At 73.8% G+C, this 18,307-nt stretch carries 11 protein-coding genes; 2 read left to right on the top strand and 9 right to left on the bottom strand.

Features of this window, described 5'->3' with window-relative positions:
- The 5 genes from G5C65_RS12410 to G5C65_RS12430 form a co-directional block, all read right to left on the bottom strand.
- Nucleotides 1–1,127: threonine synthase (locus tag G5C65_RS12410; protein WP_165298838.1), on the bottom strand; the 1,127-nt coding region annotated here is incomplete at its 3' end.
- Nucleotides 1,128–1,154: 27 nt separating this feature from the next.
- A complete protein-coding gene (locus tag G5C65_RS12415) occupies nt 1,155–1,979 on the bottom strand; it encodes a carbohydrate ABC transporter permease (protein ID WP_165298839.1) in 825 nt (274 codons plus the stop codon).
- Nucleotides 1,976–2,917, bottom strand: coding sequence for an ABC transporter permease subunit (locus G5C65_RS12420; RefSeq protein WP_165298840.1), 942 nt, complete (start codon nt 2,915–2,917; stop codon nt 1,976–1,978). Before G5C65_RS12420 ends, G5C65_RS12415 begins: the two co-directional genes overlap by 4 nt.
- The gene (locus G5C65_RS12425) at nt 2,914–4,332 is read right to left on the bottom strand and encodes an extracellular solute-binding protein (RefSeq protein WP_165298847.1); all 1,419 of its coding nucleotides are present in this window, start codon (nt 4,330–4,332) and stop codon (nt 2,914–2,916) included. The genes G5C65_RS12420 and G5C65_RS12425 overlap by 4 nt, the downstream gene beginning before the upstream one ends.
- A 262-nt stretch (nt 4,333–4,594) precedes the next feature.
- Complete coding sequence (locus G5C65_RS12430; RefSeq protein WP_338146349.1) at nt 4,595–4,858, bottom strand: DUF5132 domain-containing protein; 264 nt, start codon at nt 4,856–4,858, stop codon at nt 4,595–4,597.
- A gap of 238 nt (nt 4,859–5,096) precedes the next feature.
- Between G5C65_RS12430 and G5C65_RS12435 the strand changes: the two genes are divergently transcribed.
- Nucleotides 5,097–5,309, top strand: a complete 213-nt coding sequence (locus tag G5C65_RS12435) for a hypothetical protein (RefSeq protein WP_165298842.1) — start codon at nt 5,097–5,099, stop codon at nt 5,307–5,309.
- 25 nt (nt 5,310–5,334) lie between these two features.
- Here G5C65_RS12435 and G5C65_RS12440 read toward each other — a convergent pair whose 3' ends face one another.
- The 4 genes from G5C65_RS12440 to G5C65_RS12455 form a co-directional block, all read right to left on the bottom strand.
- On the bottom strand, nt 5,335–6,627 hold the full coding sequence (locus G5C65_RS12440) for an acyl-CoA dehydrogenase family protein (RefSeq protein WP_165298843.1): 1,293 nt from the start codon (nt 6,625–6,627) through the stop codon (nt 5,335–5,337).
- 143 nt (nt 6,628–6,770) lie between these two features.
- Nucleotides 6,771–7,004, bottom strand: coding sequence for an MbtH family protein (locus tag G5C65_RS12445; RefSeq protein ID WP_165298844.1), 234 nt, complete (start codon nt 7,002–7,004; stop codon nt 6,771–6,773).
- A gap of 26 nt (nt 7,005–7,030) precedes the next feature.
- Nucleotides 7,031–9,388: an ABC transporter ATP-binding protein gene (locus G5C65_RS12450; protein ID WP_241265744.1), complete on the bottom strand. Its 2,358-nt coding sequence runs from the start codon at nt 9,386–9,388 to the stop codon at nt 7,031–7,033.
- Nucleotides 9,389–9,524: 136 nt separating this feature from the next.
- Nucleotides 9,525–17,114, bottom strand: a complete 7,590-nt coding sequence (locus tag G5C65_RS12455; protein ID WP_241265745.1) for a non-ribosomal peptide synthetase — start codon at nt 17,112–17,114, stop codon at nt 9,525–9,527.
- Nucleotides 17,115–17,357: 243 nt separating this feature from the next.
- Between G5C65_RS12455 and G5C65_RS12460 the strand changes: the two genes are divergently transcribed.
- Entirely contained in the window at nt 17,358–18,185 is an 828-nt protein-coding gene (locus G5C65_RS12460) for a TIGR02569 family protein (protein ID WP_165298846.1), read from the top strand.
- The last annotated feature ends 122 nt before the right edge of the window (nt 18,186–18,307 follow it).

Here is an 18,307-nt window from a genome sequence, read left to right on the forward strand (position 1 = left end):
ACAGCCCCGGCAGCCCCGTCCTCTGCGCCCTCCGCTGCGCAGGCCCGCAGCCCCGCCAGCCCGGCCGCCGCCGACAGCTCCGCCCACAGCCCGGCGCGGGCCAGCTCCGCCTGCGCCGCGCGCAGCTGCCCGTCCGTGACCGGCACCGCGCGGCCCTCGGAGGCCCGCACCGCGAGTACACCGCGGTAGCTGTTCACCGGGCAGTCGATGCCGTACGCGTCGGTGGAGCCCACCTCCACGTGCGCCGCCGGAACGCCCCGGCGCAGGGCGGCGGCCAGCGGCCCGCCGGCGGCGGGTTCGCAGGCGAGCAGCCGGGGGACCCGGTCCGTCACCCCGAGCCGGCGCAGCTCGGCGAAGCCCTTCCCGATGCCGAACAGCAGCTCGCCGTAGCCGGTGGGGACGGAGACGGCCGCGGGCACGCCCAGCTCGGCGTGGATCTCGTACGCGACCGTCTTGTAGCCCTCGGGCCCGAAGGCGTGGCCGGTGTGGGTGCGGGTCAGGTTGCTGACGGGCTGCAGCCCGAAGTGCTCGGCGATCCGCCGGGTGAGCGGCCAGCGGGCCGCCGCCGGCACGTGCAGCACGGTGGCGCCGTACGCGTGCAGGAAGGCGTCCATCGCGGGCGGCAGGCCGGGGGTCGTCAGCACGACGCAGCGCAGCCCGGCCCGCGCCGCGAACGCGGCGGCGGACGCGCCGTGGTTGCCGGACGAGGCGACGACGATGCCGGGTGCGCCGCAGGCCAGCGCGGCGCTGACGGTGCAGCGGTTGAGCCGGTCCTTGTGGCTCCAGGTGGGGTTGCGGGACTCGTCCTTGACGAACACCCCGGGCCCGAGCTCCACCAGCGGGGTGCCGCCCTCGCCGAGGCCGGGGGCCGCGAGCGGCGGGAGGAGCGGGGCCCAGGGGTCGAGGCCGCCGCGCGCCGGGCGCGGGCCGGCCCCGTCGAAGAGGCCGGCGGGCACCCGCTCGTAGGCGTAGTCCACCTCGACCGGGTAGGCGACCTCGTCCGTGCTGGTCTCCGGGCAGCCGCCGGTCAGCGGCGGCCACAGCGGATAGCGGATGCCGGGGTCGCCCAGCGAGCGCTGCGCGGTGGCCAGACTGGCGGCGGACTCGGTCGTCGTGGCGGTCGTCATGGGCTGATCGTAGGCGGCGCGGGGGTCTCACTCCTTCGCCGAGCCGGTGAGCATGCCCTGGATGAACCGGCGCTGCAGCAGCAGGTAGACCAGCACGACGGGCAGGGCGATCAGCGTCGCGGCGGCGGCCAGCAGCGCGGTGTCCGAGGAGTGCTGCCCCTGGAAGAAGGCCAGCCCGAGCGGGACCGTACGGTGGGCTTCGTCGCTGACCATCACCAGCGCCAGCAGGAACTCGTTCCAGGTCCACATGAAGACGATGACGGTCAGGGTGGCGAAGGCCGGCCGCCCCATCGGCACCAGGACGCGGGTGAGGGTCGAGAAGTGGGTGGCGCCGTCGAGGCGTGCCGCCTCCAGCAGCGAGCGCGGAGTGCTGCGGAAGTAGGTGCGCATCCAGAAGACGCCGAAGGCGAGGGACTGCGCGGTCTGCGGCAGGATCAGCCCCCAGTAGGTGTCGGTGAGGCCCCAGTGCCGCAGGTCGAAGTAGAGCGGGATGATCACCGCCTCCTGGGGCACGGTGAGCCCGGCGACGAAGAGGTAGAACAGCACGGTGGAGCCGGGGAAGCGCATGGTGCCGAAGGCGTACGCGGCGAGCGTGGCCAGCACCGTGGTCGCGGCCACCACGGCGACGGCCACGATGACCGAGCTGAGCAGATAGCGGCCGAAGTGCCCGCGGGTCCAGGCGTCGGCGAAGTTGCTCCAGTTGAGGCCGTCCGGCAGGGCGAAGCCGGTGTCCAGCGAGGACTGGTCGGCCAGCGCGGTGGAGAGGATCCCGGCGACCGGGGTCAGGGCGATCACCGCGAAGAGGCCGAGGATCCCGTAGGTGGCGGCGCGTTCGGCGCGCGAGGTCGTCATCGTCCGCGGCCCTCCACCAGCCTGGTGACCAGCACGGTCAACGCGAAGATCACGACGGTGAGGGCGATGCCCATGGCGGAGGCCGCGCCGACCTCGCCCGTCTCGAACGCGCGGCGGTAGACCTCGTAGGAGGGCACGGAGGTGGCGTCGCCGGGACCGCCGCCGGTGGTGATGTAGATCAGGTCGAAGTTGCGCAGCGCCGCCACCAGGGTGAGCGTCAGCGCCACGGCGACCTCCGCGCGCAGCCCCGGCAGGGTGACGGTGAAGAACTCCCGCACCGGGCCCGCGCCGTCGATGCGGGCCGCCTCGTACAGCTCGCGCGGCAGGCGCTGCGCTCCGGCGAGGAACAGCACCAGGCACAGCCCGGTCTCCACCCAGGTGCCGATGGCGCCCACGGCGGGCAGCGCCCAGGTGTCGTCGCCCAGCCAGGACCGGGTCAGGCCGTCCAAGCCCAGGGCGCCCAGGGTGTCGTTCAGCAGCCCGTCGGGGGCCAGCACCGCGCGCCAGGCGACGCCGACGACCACCATGGCCAGCACCTGCGGCAGGAACAGCACGGTGCGGAAGAAGGCCATGCCGCGGATCCGGAACCGGGTGAGCGCCGCGGTGAGCAGCAGCCCGACGGCCACCGGCAGCACGGAGTAGAAGAGCAGCAGCACCGCGGCGTGCGCGAAGGGCGCCCGCAGCCCGGGATCGGTGAGCAGGTCCCGGTAGTTGCCCAGGCCGGCCCAGCTCGCGCGGGTCAGCCCGTCCCAGTGCAGCAGCGACAGCCAGCCGGTCTGGCCCAGCGGCCACAGCAGGAACACGCTGAAGACGGCGAGCGCGGGCAGCACGTACAGATAGCCCACGGCCCGCGGCTCGCCGGGCGCCCGCCGCCGGTAGCGGTCCCTGAGCCGGTGCGCCGCGGCGGTCCGCCGTCCTGCGCCCGCAGGGCCGCTCACTCCCCGCCCCCGCCGCCGGTGCGCTGCCCGGCGCGGAACTCCGCGTACTCCTTCTGCATCCGCGCCGCGAGTCCGCCGGGGCTGAGTTTGCCGCTCAGGACCTCCTGGAGGTCGGCGGACAGGGTGTCGTAGAAGCCCGGGGTGGCGTAGTCGAGGTACGGCACCAGGCCGTCGGCCGCGTTCAGCTGCTCCCAGCCGGCGAACATCCGGCCGCGCGCGGTGCGCGGGTCGAGGTGCTCGGCGGCCTTGCCGGGCACGAGGGGCAGCACGCCCTCCTCGGTCATCACCGTCGCGGCGCGGGCCCCGGTGAGGAAGTCCAGATAGGCGGCGGCGACCCCGGGGTGGCGGGACTTGGCGGTGATGGACCAGGCCAGTCCCTCGCCGCCGGTGGTGACCGGCTGCCGCCCCGCCGCCGGGGGCGGGGGCATGAAGCCCAGGTCGTCGCCCATGGGTTTGCGCAGGTCGGCGAGTTGCCAGGTGCCGGTGATCAGGAAGGCTCCGTTGCCGTCGGCGAACTGCTTGGCGGCGTCGTCGTATCCCTTGCCGTTGGCGCCCCGGGGGAGGTAGCCCCGCTCGGCCCAGTCGGCGAGGGTGCGGGCCGCGGTGCGGGTGGCGTCGGTGTCGAAGCCCCCGCCGCGGCCGAAGACGGTCTCGCGGACCGGTTCCGCGCTCCCCGCCGCCTGGCCCTGGAGCACGCCGAAGGTGTGGATGGCGGGGTACTTGTCGAGGTTGCCGAACTGGACGGGCAGCTGCCCGGCCCGCTTGAGCGCCGGCAGCGCGCGGGTGAGGTCCCGCCAGGTCCTCGGCGGGGCGACGCCCGCCTTCCGCAGCACCTTCTTGTTGTAGTAGACGCCGATGTACTCGCCCTCCTGGGATATCCCGTACAGCTGGCCGGTGCCGAACCGCTTGCCGTCGGGCGAGACCCGGTTGAGGTCGAGCAGGGTCCGCGGGAAGCGGGTGTTCCAGCTGTAGAGGCCCGCGTAGGAATCGAGCGGGACGAGCATCCCGGCGCGGGCGAAGGCCACCATGTCGGAGTAGCCCTGGTTGGCCTGGACGACGTCGGGCGGACGGTCGCCGCTCAGCGCGAGCTTGAGGGTCTTCCGCAGATCGTTGAAGCCGCGCGACACGCGTTTGATGGTGACGTTGGGGTACTTCCGCTGGAACTCCCCGTTGAGGCGCTCGACTTCCGCGTTCGGGCCGCCGCGGGTCTGCTGGTCCCACACCGTGAGCGTGACCTTGCCCGCCCGGCCCGGGTCCGGCGTCGCCGTCGCCGCGCCGCCACCGGGGCCCGCCGCGCCCGAGCCGTCCGTGCCGGGCACGCAGGCGGCGGCCAGCAGCAGGGCGCCCAGCGCGCCGAGGGCGGCGGCGCGGCGGCGCGGCCGCCCTCTCCCGTGGTGCCGGTGGTGCGCGTTCATCGTCGTCCCCTCCTCGGTGCGGCGCGCGGATCGGTCGCGGGAGCCGGTGGCGCGCCCGGTCATACGGTGCCCGATCCGGCGGCGCCCACGCCTCCCGGCCGTGTGAGCGGGGGGCCGGAGACATACGACAACTCGCCGGCAGCCCCGCGGGGCTGCCGGCGAGTTGGATCACCTGGCTATGCGGACGAACGGCTTCGGTCAAGACTGCCCGTACAGAATCCAGTCCTCCGGCCCGCTTGTTCTCCCGGATTCAGGCGGACTCTCACGTGCTCGCCTTGCTGGAGCTGGAACGCTCTTTCCTGGTGGTCTGACGCGGCTTCTCCTTCCCCTCCTGGAGGTCGGAGGCGAACGCCTCGGCACTTGCCTCTGCCGCGATATCGCTGAGGTCTTCGTTGATTTCGTGAGCTGTTCGCTTGGCGTCAGCCGCCAGCTTTACGGAAGTCTTGATGGTTCCTCGGACAACCGGCTTGATGGCCTTCTTAATGAGAGGCGCGGAAGCCGCTCCCACCAGAAAGACAGGAATCACAGGGAGCACGTTAGGTACCACCTTTCTCTGAAGCACTGCAAATCTCCGCCGACACTCTCAGATATTCACCTTACCGCCCCGGAAGACGGCCCCACCACGCCACTCGGATGATTTTCACTCTTTCGGGTGTCCTGTGGTTTAGTTGATCTCTTCCGTCTCCGCGTGGCCTACTGTGGCGACTGGTAGATCCATAAACACCAACATCGTTCTCGTCCAGTCCATCCGATGGAGAGTACACATGGGAAAATCCACGACCGAAGATTCCGGCGCCGTCGCTGAATCCGCGACCGCGGAAATCCTGTATTCGGCCGAAGTGCGCCGTGTCGACGGCAATTACACGCTCGTCATTCACGACCACCTCTGCGGCAGCGTCGAGACCTACTCCGTTTCGAGCAAGGCCGTGAAGAAACTCCCCTCCTATCTGGCGATGCTCAGGAGTAAACTCTCCTGACCGGAATCCGAGGGGCGCCCGCCGGTCACGGCCGCCGCTGCGCCACCAGCGGCGCACCCGGATGTGGGCCCACGAGCAGGGAGTGGGCCAGAACGCTGTACAGGGCGTCGTTGGGGCCATCGGCGATGCGGAGCCCGCGGATGTCGCGGAGGCGCTTCTCCATGGGGGTGTGCCGGGTGTATCCGTCGCTGCCGTGCAGCTGGAGCCCGATGTCGACGGCGCGGTAGGAGGCGTCCGTGGCAAGGGCCTTGGCGGCGGAGCAGGCGGCCACGTCGACGCCGTCCCCCTCCCGCTCGATGCGCTCCAGGAGGGAGAAGCACCACGCGGTGGCCGCCTGGACCTCCGCCGCCGCCGTGCCGAGCCGGGACGCGACGGAGGGCACGTTCGCCAGCGACGTCCTGCCGACACTGCGCTGGCGGGCGCGTGCCATGGTCTCCTCGATCGTGGCGGTCGCCGCGCCCAGGCAGACCAGGGCCATCATCAGGCGCCAGCCGGAGAAGTGCGCGTCGAAGATCCTGCGGCCGTCGCCGGGCGCCCCGAGCAGCCGGTCCTTGGCGAGGCGTACGCCGTCGAAGTACAGGTGGCCCAGGCTCCACCCGCGCAGGCCGAGCGGGGCGGCGGTCTCGGTCAGCACGCCGGCGGTGTCCATCGGCACCCAGAGCGCCGAGAGCGGCACCTCGCGCATCTCCGTGCCGTCGACCGCCAGCACGGCGGCCTGCTCCGGCGCGATCACCTTGCAGAAGACGACGAACCCGCTGGCCTCTTCGACCCGGCTGATCAGCCCCTTCCTCCCCGAGAGCAGCAGATGGTCGCCGTGGTCGACTGCCACGGTCCGCAGGCCGCGCAGGTCCGAACCCGAGTGCGGTTCGCTGGATGCGACGCCCGCCAGCTCACCGCGGTCCACGACGCGCTCGCGGACCGCGCGTACGGTGCCCGGGGTGCCGTACCGAAGCGCCATGGCTCCGTGGCCGGTGCTGAAGACCTCCCGCGCGTCGCAGTCCCGCCGCCCGGCCAGATACATCGCCAGCCCCTGGGCCACTCGCCGCAGATCCGGGGGAACGCCCCCGGCCGCCGCCTCCGCCTCCCGTTCCGCCGGCCCGCCGGGGCCGCCGGCCCGCCCGTCCCGGGTGCACGGGAGGTCGAACCCGGTCAGCCCGGCCCGCGCGGCGCGCTTGCGCAGGGCGAGCCAGGGCGGCTGAGCGGCGTCCTCCGTGACCGGCCCGGCCACGTAAGCGTCGAGGAAGTCGGTGACTCGGGACGTGAATCCGCTGAGGGCGGGGTAGCGGGACAGAACGGCGCGGAACTCGGAGGAAATCACGGGGGCGTCCTAGACGGCTCGACGGCTGAGAGAGTCCTTCGGGGCGGAGGGCGCGGGCGGGCCGCCGGTCGCGTACGACACCGGCGCCCCGGGGCGCGATCCGCGGCGTGCGGCGCGTGGGCGGCCCCTGCGGGCCTCTGCTGTCAACCACCCGACCGCCCCTCGCCCATGGCCTCGGCCAGACTGCGGGGCCGCATGTCGCACCACGCCTCCTCGACATACTCCAGGCACGCCTGCCGCGTGTCCTCCGGGTGGGCCACGGTCCAGCCGGAGGGAAGGTCCGCGAAGACCGGCCACAGCGAGTGCTGTCCCTCGTCGTTGACGAGCACCACGAAGCGCGCGTCGTCGTCCTCGAACGGGTGGGTCGCGTCTGTCATGTCAACTCTCCTGAATCTCCTCGGCATCACACGAGCGCCGGCTGTCCGGCCTGCAGCTTCCACAGAGTCGTGTAGGTGCCGCCGCGCGCCACGAGCTCGTCATGCGTGCCGCGTTCGGCCACCAGCCCACCGGGGCCCATGACGTAGATCTGGTCGGCGCTCTGGACGGTGGACAGCCGGTGGGCGATGACGATCATGGTGCGGGCCGTCCCGAACACCTGGAGGGCCTCCTGGATGACGGCCTCGGTCTCGTTGTCGACGGCGGAGGTCGCCTCGTCGAGGATGATGACCGGCGGATCGCGCAGGATGGTGCGGGCCAGCGCGATGCGCTGCTTCTGCCCCCCGGACAGCGCGGCGCCGCATTCACCGACCATCGTGGCGTAGCCGTCCGGCAGCGCCCTGATGAACCCGTCGGCGCCGGCGGTCCGCGCGGCGGCGGCGAGCTGGTCGTCGGTGGTGTGGAAGGAGCCGTAGCGGATGTTCTCCGCGATCGTCGAGTCGAACAGGAACGGCTCCTGGGTGACGTATCCGATCGCGCGGCGCAGCTCGGGCAGCGCGAGGGCGCGCACGTCGGCGCCGTCGAGCAGCACCCGCCCCCGGTCGGGATGGCGGAAGCGCATCAGCAGTTTGGCGATGGTGCTCTTGCCCGCGCCGGAGGCACCGACGATTCCCGTGGTCCGGCCGGGCGGGATGACCAGGGAGGTGTCGCGGAGCGCCGGTGAGCGACCGGGGTAGGAGAAGGTCACCTTCCGCAGTTCGATCTTCCCCCGGACCGGTGCGGCGGGCACGCGGGCGGAGTCCGCGACGGGCTCGACGGGCTCGACGGGGAGGTCGTGCAGCCGTTCCACCCGCTCCAGGGCGGCGACGGTGCGCTGGTACTGGTCGGTGGTACTGGCTACCCGGGACAGCTTCAGCATGGCCATGCCGGGCATCTCGATCAGCGGGCCGAAAGCCGCGGGCCGCAGGGTCCCCCGCAGCACGGACCGGCCGCCGAGCAGGACCGTGCCGACCAGGGCCGAGCCGCCGGCCATACGCAGGATCTGCGGAGGGATCGCCGCTCTGCGTCCGGTGGCGCGACGGGCCTCGCTGGACTCCCGGTTCAGCTCCCCGATGCGAACGGTCTCGTGCTTCTCGGTGACGGCGGACTTGATGGTGGTGTGGGCGTGGAGGTTCTCGGTGACCCGGCTGTTCAGCCGTGCCCGGTACTCGTCGGAGACGGCGTGGCTGGCGATCGCACGTTCGTGGAAGCGGAAGGACAGCCAGGCCACGAGGGGAACCGGCGCGAAGGCGATCCAGGCGAGCTGGGGAGCGAGCAGCAGGAACGCGGGCACCAGCACGCCCAGGGCCACGCACATCTGGACGACGTCGTTCATGTTCGAGCCGACGAATGTGCCGATCTGGCCGACGTCCTCGGACAGGACGCCGCTCACCCTGCTGACGCGCTCGTTCTCCAGATCGGCCGGCGCCACCTGCTGGATGTGCTCGTAGGTGCGGGTGCGCCAGTCGTCCTCGATGTCCTGCGCCAGCCGCTGCCAGGCGACACCGGCACCGTAGCCGAATCCCGCCATCGCGAGACACGCCAGGCCGGCGGCTCCGGCGAGCAGCGACAACTGGCCGGTGACACCGGTGACACCCGCCCGCGCCAGCGTCGAACTCCCGCCCTTGGCCACCAGTAGCACGATCGAAGGGCTCAGCGCGAACAGCGCCATCTCGCCCAGTTGCGAGAGCCCGGACAGCAGCGCCGCCAGGCCGAATCTCCGTTTGTGCGGGCCGATGATGCGCCGCAGCGGACGGCCGCGCGGCGCCGCGTCGTCCGGCCCCTGCCGTGGGCCGCCGGGTCTGCGCCAGGCCCGACGGACGACGGCCGCCGTCGCCGCGGTCGCCAGTCCGAGGGTGACCAGGGGACGGCCGAGCAGCCTCAGGAGGAACGGGCCCCCGGCGACGGCCGCCCCCAACGCACCCGCCGCCCCGAGCACTCGGGGCAGCCAGTGTCCGGCGCCCTCCCGGTGCCGACGGTGCCCGGGGTCCCCGGGAGCGCCGGGCACCGCGCGGCTGTGGCCGTGCCGGTCGGCGTCCCGCTGCCGGGGCACCAGTGCGCCTGGCGTGTCCGCCGCGGGCCCGCCGCCCAGGAGGTGTGCCGCCTCGCCGCGCAGGACGGCCAGCGCCCGGTCGACGACGGACCGCAGCAGCCGCGCCGCGTCCCGCGGACCGATGGTCCGGTCGTGCCGGAGCAGCACCCGGCCGGTGACCGGATTGACCCGCGCCTCCTCGACGCCCGGGGCCTCCAGAAGCGCCGCCTCGGCGCACCGCGCCAGGCCCGGTCTGCCCCGGACGAGGTCCACTTCCCAGCGCTGCCGGCCGGGGACGATCGAGCGTTGCCGCATTCTCGCTCTCGTACGGGCGCGACAGGGCGTCGCGGCGGGGGCGGGGGGACTTTCGAGCAGAGCCATCTCAGCGATTTCTGTTCCCGGTGGGCGTTCGGTGGGCGTTCGATGGGCGTTCGGTCAGCGGAGTACGTCGTCACCGTTCGATGAAGCTCCAGTAGCCCGCGACGGCGGCCTCGTCGGTCTCGGGGATCGCGACTCCCAGGTGCCGCAGCCGGCGGACCGTCTCTCCGCACTCGAAGGTCGGGGCCGCTCGCGGCGCGCCCTGTGACTCGTTGGCGTACTCCTCCAAGTACGCCTGGTACGGCATGATCGGCAGTTCTCTCCCGCGCTCGCCCGCGTCGCGCAGGCGCCGCAGCCATGCGGTGAGGGGGACCTCCTCGGTGCGTGTGCCGTGCCTCTGGTCGTAGCCGGCCATGAAGGTGCCCGGTCCCGTCCGGCTCGGGTGCTGGAGGTGGTGCACGGAGCCCGTTCCGTCGCCGGTCCGCAGCAGCTCCACGACGGCACGGGCGAGGACGTCGACGGGAAGCAGGGCCTCGTGGAGCTCCGGCTCCGCCGGATAGCAGCCGAGGGCCGCACAGCTGGTGAGCAGCCGGGAGAACATGTCGTCCGGGCTGACGGCGCCGGTCGACGTGTGCGCCCAGATGCGGCCCAGCCGGTGGATGGCACCGGTCGCTCCGCGCTCGAAGGCGCGCTCGACGAGCCGGTCCGCCACCCACTTGCTCGCCGCGTATCCCCGTCCGAACGGGTGCTGTTCACCGCCGACCGGCGAGTCCTCCCTGACCAGCCTCGGGGCCCGGCCGGGCCGGAACACCCCCAGGGTCGAGAGGTGGTGCACGGCCTTGGCCCGCCCCTCGCCCGCCAGGTGCAGCAGAGTCCGGGTGCCTTCCACGTTGGCCGGCTTGAGCTGCGCGTACGGCGACAGGTGATGGACGCGGGCGCCGCTGTGGACGATGGTGTCGACCGTCTCGGACAGCAGCTCCCAGACCCCCGGGCCGACGCCGAGGTCGATGGCGGCCAGGTCGCCCCGCACGATGCTCAGCCGGGGGTCGTCGGGCGCCGCGTCGACGCCGTAGAACCGCAGGGTCCCGGCCAGCCGCTCACGGGCCTGGGCATCGGTGCGCGCGCGGACGAGGCAGCGCACCCGCGCTGAGGTGCCGCGCAGCAGCTCGGCCAGGAGGAAGGCTCCGACGAATCCCGTGGCCCCGGTCAGCAGGATCTCGCGCGGCCCCCCGGCCGGGTGCGCGGCGGGAGCGAACCGCAGGGCCGGGTTCAGCTTCGCCTCCGAGTCCGGCACCCGGGACGAGGGGGAGTGCGAGGCGTCCGCGCCGAGCCGCCGGGCGAGCCCCGCCGGCGTCGGCGCCTCAAGCAGCGCGGACAGGCCGAAGGGGGCGTCGAGGGTTTCCCCGATCCTGCTGGCCAGACGGGTGGCGAGCAAGGAGTGCCCGCCCAGCGCGAAGAAGTCGTCGTCGACTCCGACCGCGGGCACCTTCAGCACCTCGGCGAACAGTTCGCACAGTGCGCGCTCCCGCGGTGTGCGCGGGGAGCGGCCGCTCGCGGCGGTCGTGGCGGGCGCCGGCACGGGCAGCGCGCCGCGGTCGAGCTTTCCGTTCTCCGTCAGCGGCAGCGCCGCCAGCGGCACGAAGGCGGAGGGCACCATGTGGTCGGGAACGCGCTCCCGGAGGAAGGAGCGCAGCTCGTCCGGGTCGGCCCCGGTCCCGGCGGCAGGCACCACGTAGGCGGCCAGGCGGGTGTCGCCGTGGCCGTCGTCGCGGGCGATCACGGCGGCCTGGGCGATATGGGGGTGCGCGGCGAGGACGGCCTCGACCTCGCCGGGCTCCACGCGGTGGCCGCGCACCTTCACCTGGTCGTCGGCCCGTCCGGCGAAGACGAGCAGCCCGTCGGCGCTCCAGCGGGCCAGGTCGCCCGTACGGTACATCCGCGACCCCGGAGGGCCGTACGGGTCGGCCACGAACCGCTCGGCCGTCCGGCCGGGACGCCGCAGATAGCCGCGCGCCAGGCCGGCACCGGCCACGTACAGCTCACCGGTCACCCCGGGCGGCACCGCGCGCAGCGCGGCGTCCAGCACATAGCCGCGGGCCCCGGGGATCGGCCGTCCGAGGACGGGCCCGGCGGCGGTGTCCAGCGGTGCCTGTACCGCGTCGACGGTGCACTCGGTCGGCCCGTACATGTTGAAGGCCGCCAGCCCGTCCAGCGCCCGCAGCTCCTTCCACAGCCGGTCCGGGAGGGCCTCGCCGCCGAGCACGGCCACACCCGGCCGCCATCGCCCGTCCGCGAACAGGCCGCGGTCGGCCAGCAGGCGCATATACGAGGGCGTGACGTCGAGGGAGTCGACACGGTGGCGGCCCAGCCACGCCACGAACCGGTCGGCGTCCAGCCAGGTGGCGCTGTCGGGCACATGGAGCTCATGGCCGGCCAGCAGGGCCGCCAACTGGCCCCAGGAGGCGTCGAAGGACACCGAGGCGGTCAGCGCCACGCGCAGCGGCCTGCCGCCGGCCCGCTCGGCCGCGGGCCCGAACACCTGGTCCCGGTACTGTGCGGCGAGGTTGGCCACGCTCGCGTGGCGGGCGACGACGCCCTTGGGGGCCCCGGTCGATCCGGAGGTGTAGATCAGATACGCCGGGTGGTCGGGCAGCAGCCGCGGTGCCGGGTCGGTGTCCGGGAGCGCCCGCAGCGCCTCCGCCGTCTGCGGGGAGTCCAGCAGCAGGCGCGGAAGCCCCGGGCCGATGCCGCCGGGCGCGGCGGTGGCCGCGTCGGTGAGCAGCAGCGCGGGCCGGGCGTCCTCGACCATGGCCGCGAGCCGCGGGGCCGGGTAGTGCGGGTCCAGCGGCAGATAGGCGGCTCCGGCCTTGAGCACGGCGAGCACCGCCACGATCAGCTCACCGGAGCGGGGCAGCGCGAGGGCCACGACGTCCTCGGGTCCGACGCCGCGCGCGGCCAGCATGTGCGCGACACGGTTCGCCCGCGCGTTCAGCTGGGCGTAGGTCAGCGTGGTGCCGTCGGCCACTACGGCGCTGGCGTCGGGGCCGGCACGCACGCGGGCCTGGAAGAGGTCGGGGATCGTGGCCCCGGGCCCCCGCTCCTCCGCCGGCGCCTGCCCCGAGCCCTCCAGGAGGCGGCGCTCGCCCTCGGACAGGATGTCGATGCCGCTGATGGGGCGCTCGGGATCGCGGACCACGCCCTCCAGCAGCCGTACCCAGCGCTCGGCCAGGTCCTCGACCGTAGCGCGGTCGAACAGGTCGGCGGCGTACTCGACGGCGCCCTCCAGGCCGAGGCAGGCGCCCTCGTCGGAGCGCCGCTCGCAGACGCCGATATCGAGATCGAACTTCGCGGTCGTGGTCGGCAGCGGGATCCTGGAAGCGCTCAGGCCCGGGAGTCCGGACGCCGCGGCCTGCTCGGTGTCGACCGAGAGCGCGACCTGGAACAGGGGGTGGCGGGCCGGCGAGCGCCTCGGGTTCAGCTTCTCCACCAGGTGTTCGAAGGGCACGTCCTGGTGGGCGTAGGCGTCCAGCGCGGTACCGCGGACGCGCCCCAGCAGTTCGGTGAAGGCGGGGTCGCCCGAGGTGTCGGTGCGCAGCACCAGCGTGTTGACGAAGAAGCCCACCAGCTCGTCCAGGGCCTGGTCGGTGCGCCCGGCGATCACGCTGCCGACGGGGAGGTCGGTGCCGGCGCCCACCTTGGTCAGCAGTGCGGCCAGCCCCGCGTGCAGCACCATGAAGAGGCTCGCCCCGGACCGGTTCGCCAGCTCGGCCAGGCCCGCGTGCAGCTCGGCATCCAGGCGCAGCGGGACGTCGGCGCCGCGCTCCGACGCGACGGCGGCGCGCGGGCGGTCGTAGGGGAGGGCGAGTTCCTCGGGCAGGCCCGCCAGGGCGGACGTCCAGTGGGCGAGGTGGCGGTTGAGGAGCCCGTCGGGGTCGTCGGGGTCGCCCAGGAGCCGGCGCTGCCAGAGGGTGTAGTCGGTGTACTGCGCGGGCAGCGGCTGCCACGCGGGCGCCTCGCCCCGGCACCGGGCGGCGTAGGCGGCCGTCAGATCGCGCATCAGCGGAGCCGTCGACCAGCCGTCGGCAGCGATGTGGTGGACCACGAGCAGCAGTACGTGCTCGGTGGGGCCCAGCGCGAACAGCTCCGCGCGCAGCGGCGGTTCGACCGCGAGGTCGAAGGCGTAGCCGGCGGCGGCCAGCAGCCGCGGCTCCAGCGACTCCTCGTCGTCCACCTCGGTGACGGGCAGCGGCGGGCGCGCGGCGGAGGGATCGGTGATCCGCTGGAAGGGCTCGCCGTCGATCTCCGGAAACACCGTGCGCAGAGTCTCGTGCCGGCCCGCCACATCGCCCAGCGCCCGCTCCAGCGCCTCCCGGTCCAGCTTGCCGACCAGACGCTGCGCCAGACGGATGTTGTACGTGGCGCTGGGCCCCTGCACGCGGTGCAGGAACCACAGCCGCCGCTGTGCGAACGACAGCGGCACGGGATCCGGCCGTTCGCCCGCAGTCAGCGCAGGGCGCTCCCGGCCCGCGCCGTCCAGCCGGGCCGCCAGGCCGGCGACCGTGGGCTCGTCGAACAGCAGGCTGAGCGGCACGTCCGCACCGAGAACCGCGCGGATCCGGGCGACCAGGCGGATGGCCAGCAGGGAGTGCCCGCCCGCGTTGAAGAAGTTCGCGTCGGCGTCGGCCCACGGCACTCCGAGCACTTCCGCGAACAGTCCGCACAGCAGGTGCTCCCGAGGGGTGCGCGGCGCCCGCGCGACCGCCGCGCCGGGCTCGGCGTCCGGCTCCGGCAGCGCCTCGCGGTCCAGCTTCCCGTTCGGGGTCAGCGGCAGCTCGCCGAGCATCACGAACGCGGACGGCACCATGAACTCGGGCAGCCGCTCGCGCAGCCGTTCGCGCAGCGCCTGCGGCCGTGTCCCGTCCGCGTCGGGCACGACGTAGGCGACGAGCCGGGTGCCGGTCCGCTGCCGGTCGGGACGGGCGAGCACCGCGGCGTGCGCGACACCCGGGCACGCGGTCAGCGCGGCCTCGACCTCTCCCTGCTCGATGCGGAATCCGCGGATCTTGACCTGCCGGTCGGCGCGGCCGAGGTACTCCAGCTGCCCGTCGGCCCGCCACCGCACCACGTCCCCCGTGCGGTACATCCGGGTGCCGTCGGGGCCGTACGGGTCGGCCACGAAGCGCTCCGACGTCAGCGACGGTCGGCGCAGATAGCCGCGTGCCAGGGACACTCCGGCGATGTACAGCTCCCCGGGGGCGCCCACCGGCACGGGCTGCAGCGTGCTGTTGAGCACGTAGACCCGCGTTCCGGCGTGCGGCTCTCCGATCGGCGGGTTCGTATCCGCGGGGGTCAGGGGCCTGCTCGTGGTCACCATCGCGGTGGCCTCCGTCGGCCCGTAGACGTTCATCAGGCGCCGCTTCGGTGCCCACCGCGCCGCCAGCCCCGGCGGCCACGGCTCTCCGCCCACGACCAGGGTCGACGCGCGGGTGTCCGGTTCCGCCACCACGGCCAGCGCCGCCGGGGGCACGAACGCGTGCGTGACGGGGCTGCCCGGTCCCCTGAGGACCGACAGCGGGTCGGTCCGGGGGGCGAGCACCAGGGCGGCCCCGTTCAGCAGGGTGACGCACAGCTCCCACGCCGAGGCGTCGAAGCTGGGCGAGGCCAGCTGCGGGAACCTGCTGTCGGGGGTGATCTCCAGGCGCTCGGCGTGGAACCGGACCAGCGAGGCGATGCCGGTGTGCGGCACCATCACACCCTTGGGACGCCCGGTCGAGCCCGAGGTGTAGATGACATACGCCGGGTGCCGCGGGTCGACGTCCGTGCCCGGGTCGGTCTCCGGCCGGCCCTCCGACAGCTCGGCCACGGCCCGCGTCCCGTCCAGCACCAGGGACGGGCGTGCGTCGGCGAGCATGAACTCCCGCCGGGCCGCCGGGTACTCCGGGTCGAGGGGCAGATAGGCGGCGCCGGACTTGAGCACCGCGAGGACGGCCACGATCAGTTCCACCGAGCGCGGTACGGCCAGGGCGACCAGGTCCTCGGGGCCGATCCCCCGGGCGGCCAGCGCGTGCGCGAGCCTGTTCGCGCGGGTGTTCAGCTCCCCGTAGGTCAGGGTGGTGCCGCCGGCCAGCAGCGCGGTCGCGTCCGGGGCCTTGCGCACCTGCTCCTCGAAGAGCGCGGGGATCGGAACGGCGGGGCTCTCCGCGCCCGTGGCGTCCCCCATGGCGAGCAGCCGCCGCCGCTCGTCGGCCGGCAGCACGTCCAGCGCCCCGACCGGGAGGGCGGGATCGCGATCCGCCGTCTCGGCCAGGAGGCGCAGCAGGCGGTGCTGGGTGTCCAGGAGATCGGCCTCGCCGTGGGCACCGGGAGCCGCGTGCAGCCTCATGCGCGGGCCGGAGCCGTCCCGGCGGTCCCACACCATGATCATCAGGTCGGCGCCCAGCGGGAAGGAGAGGTTGTGCGCGGTGCACGGGCGGCCGTCGAAGCGGAAGCTGTAGTCGAAGCCGATCAGGTTGACCATCGGGGAGAACACCGAGCCGGGGCCGCGGGACAGGCCGAGGTCGCGGTGCAGGTACTCGCTGCGGTAGCGCTGGTGCTCCAGCGCCTCCCGCATCCGCTCGTCGACCTGCGTCAGCAGGTCTCCCAGCGGCATGTCGGGCCGGATCGCGAGCCGTACCGGAACGCTGTTGGCCAGCATCCCCGGGGTGCCGTGCGCGGCGGGGTCCACCCGGCCGCCCACGGTCAGCCCGATCGCCACGTCCCGCGCACCTGTCAGACGGTGCACATACAGCGCCACGGCGGCGAAAACGAAGCGGAATCGGGAGACGCCCGCCCGCGAGGCCGCCGCCCGCAGCGCCTGCGGGCGCAGGAGCGGGCGCAGCTCGGTGCGCGGGACGCCGCTCCCGGGCTCCGAATCCGCGGCCCCGGTGGGGGTCTCCTGCCGGGCGGGGGCGGCGTGCGCCACTTCCGCGCCGTCCGCTGCGGCGCCCCCGGCGGCGTCACCGGCTGCGTCCCCTGACCCGGGCGGGGAGGCGGCGGGTGCTGACCAACCGGACAGTTGCCGCGTCCAGTACGAACGGTCGGCGTCATGCTGCGGGGACGCGTGGTAGTCCCGGTCCGACTGGACCAGGGCCGACAGCGGACCGAAGGAACTGGGCCCGGCCTGCCGTCCGTTGGCCAGGGCCGTATACACCTCGGCGACCCGCCGTGCCACGAGCGAGTAGCCGAAGGCGTCCGTGGCGGCGTGGTGGTAGGCGTGGTACCACCAGAAGCGGTCCGGCGCCAGCTTGAGCAGCGCGAAGCTGAACAGCGGTCCGGCGGCGAGGTCCATGGGCCGGGCCATGTCGTCGCGGACCCAGGCCCGTGCGGACTCGTCGGGATCCGGCTCGCCGCTGACGTCCACGGATGCGAGCGCCCAGGGCAGCTCGCGCTCCAGCACCTGGACGGGCCCGTCCGCGCCGGGCACCAGCCGGACCCGCAACGCGTCGGCCTCGCGCACCACTTGGCGCAGGGCCGCCTCTAACATAGCGGGGTCGACCGGCCCGTGGATCTCCAGATACTCGCCGAGGCGGAGTGCCGGACGCATCCGGGGGTAGTGCGCATCGGCGAGCCACACCTCGCGCTGGGCCGCGGTGACCGGCAGCACCTCGGCCGATGGGCCCGGCCCGCGGTCGGCGGACTGCGCGGGAACGCTTCCGTGCTCGGCGGGCAGTTGACGACGGGACAAAGAGGAACCTCCTGCAAGGGCCGGGAACCCTGGTCGGCGAGACGACCGGCGAACCGGTCGCCATCCTGTCAACCACCAGGGGCATACCCCGTGTTGAGCCGAAGATCGCCACCCGAAGGAATGACATGCGGCGGCGGCCTGATGTCCCGCGTGTGGCGCCGAGCGCCGCGAGGGCTCGACGGCTGGCGGCCAGGGCCGGAAAAACGGGTGCGTACGGCGCCGGGCCCCGACAGGATGCCCGGTGTGAGCGAACTGCCGAGCGACGCCGTCCCGCCGGCCCCCGTGCTCGACGCCTTCGGGGTGCGGGGCACGGCGGTGCCCCTCGCCGGAGGGCGGGGGCGAAGCGTCCGGGTCGGCGGCTTCGTGTTCAAGCCCTGCGACGGTGCCGAGGACGAGGCCGAGTGGGCCGCCTCCGTGTTCGAGAGGCTCACTCCGAACGGCGGCTTCCGCGTCCCGAGGCCGCTGCGGGCCGAGGACGGGCGCAGCGTCGTGGACGGCTGGACCGCCGCCGAGTTCCTGACCGGCGAACCCGGGCCCCGGGGACGGTGGCCCGAACTCCTCCGCGCGGGCCGCGCCTTTCACAGCGCCCTGCGCCAGGTGCCCCGCCCCGGCTTCCTCGACCGGCGCACCCACCCCTGGGCGGTGGGCGACCGGGTCGCCTGGGGCGAGCAGGAGGTCCGGGTCGTCGACGAACTGGCCGAGCCCTGCGCGACCCTGCTGCGGCTGCGGCGCCCGGTGGAGCGGCCCTCCCAGCTCGTGCACGGCGATCTGACCGGCAACGTGCTGTTCGCCGCCGGGGAGGCACCCGCTGTGATCGACTTCTCGCCGTACTGGCGGCCCGCGGCCTTCGCGGAGGCCGTCGTGGTGGCGGACGGCCTGCTGTGGTTCGACGTCCCGCCCGGGATGGTGACCCGCGGCGGTACCCCCGACTGGCAGCAGCTCCTCATCCGCGCACTGCTCTTCCGGCTCGTGGCCCAGAGCGAGAGCGCGGGCGCGGCCGTTCCCGGCCGGACTCCGGCGGGCGAGCGGGAGCGCTACACGAGAGCAGCCGAGGCCGTACTGGGCCGCTAGGGGGTGTTTCGAAAGCCCCGCACGCCACCTGGAACGCCCGGCACGTGCTCTCGCCGCACCGGCCGAAAGCCCGAGTACGCCCAGTACGAGGGCTTTCACCCGGCACGCCGAGAGCACGCACC

Source organism: Streptomyces boncukensis (assembly GCF_011045075.1).
Classification (GTDB): Bacteria; Actinomycetota; Actinomycetes; order Streptomycetales; family Streptomycetaceae; genus Streptomyces; species Streptomyces boncukensis.

Excerpts from the sequence above, each read along its gene's own strand:
- G5C65_RS12425 (WP_165298847.1), bottom strand. The coding sequence starts at position 4,332 with ATGAACGCGCACCACCGGCACCACGGGAGAGGGCGGCCGCGCCGCCGC.
- G5C65_RS12445 (WP_165298844.1), bottom strand. The coding sequence starts at position 7,004 with ATGACAGACGCGACCCACCCGTTCGAGGACGACGACGCGCGCTTCGTG.
- G5C65_RS12435 (WP_165298842.1), top strand. The coding sequence starts at position 5,097 with ATGGGAAAATCCACGACCGAAGATTCCGGCGCCGTCGCTGAATCCGCG.
- G5C65_RS12450 (WP_241265744.1), bottom strand. The coding sequence starts at position 9,388 with ATGCGGCAACGCTCGATCGTCCCCGGCCGGCAGCGCTGGGAAGTGGAC.
- G5C65_RS12415 (WP_165298839.1), bottom strand. The coding sequence starts at position 1,979 with ATGACGACCTCGCGCGCCGAACGCGCCGCCACCTACGGGATCCTCGGC.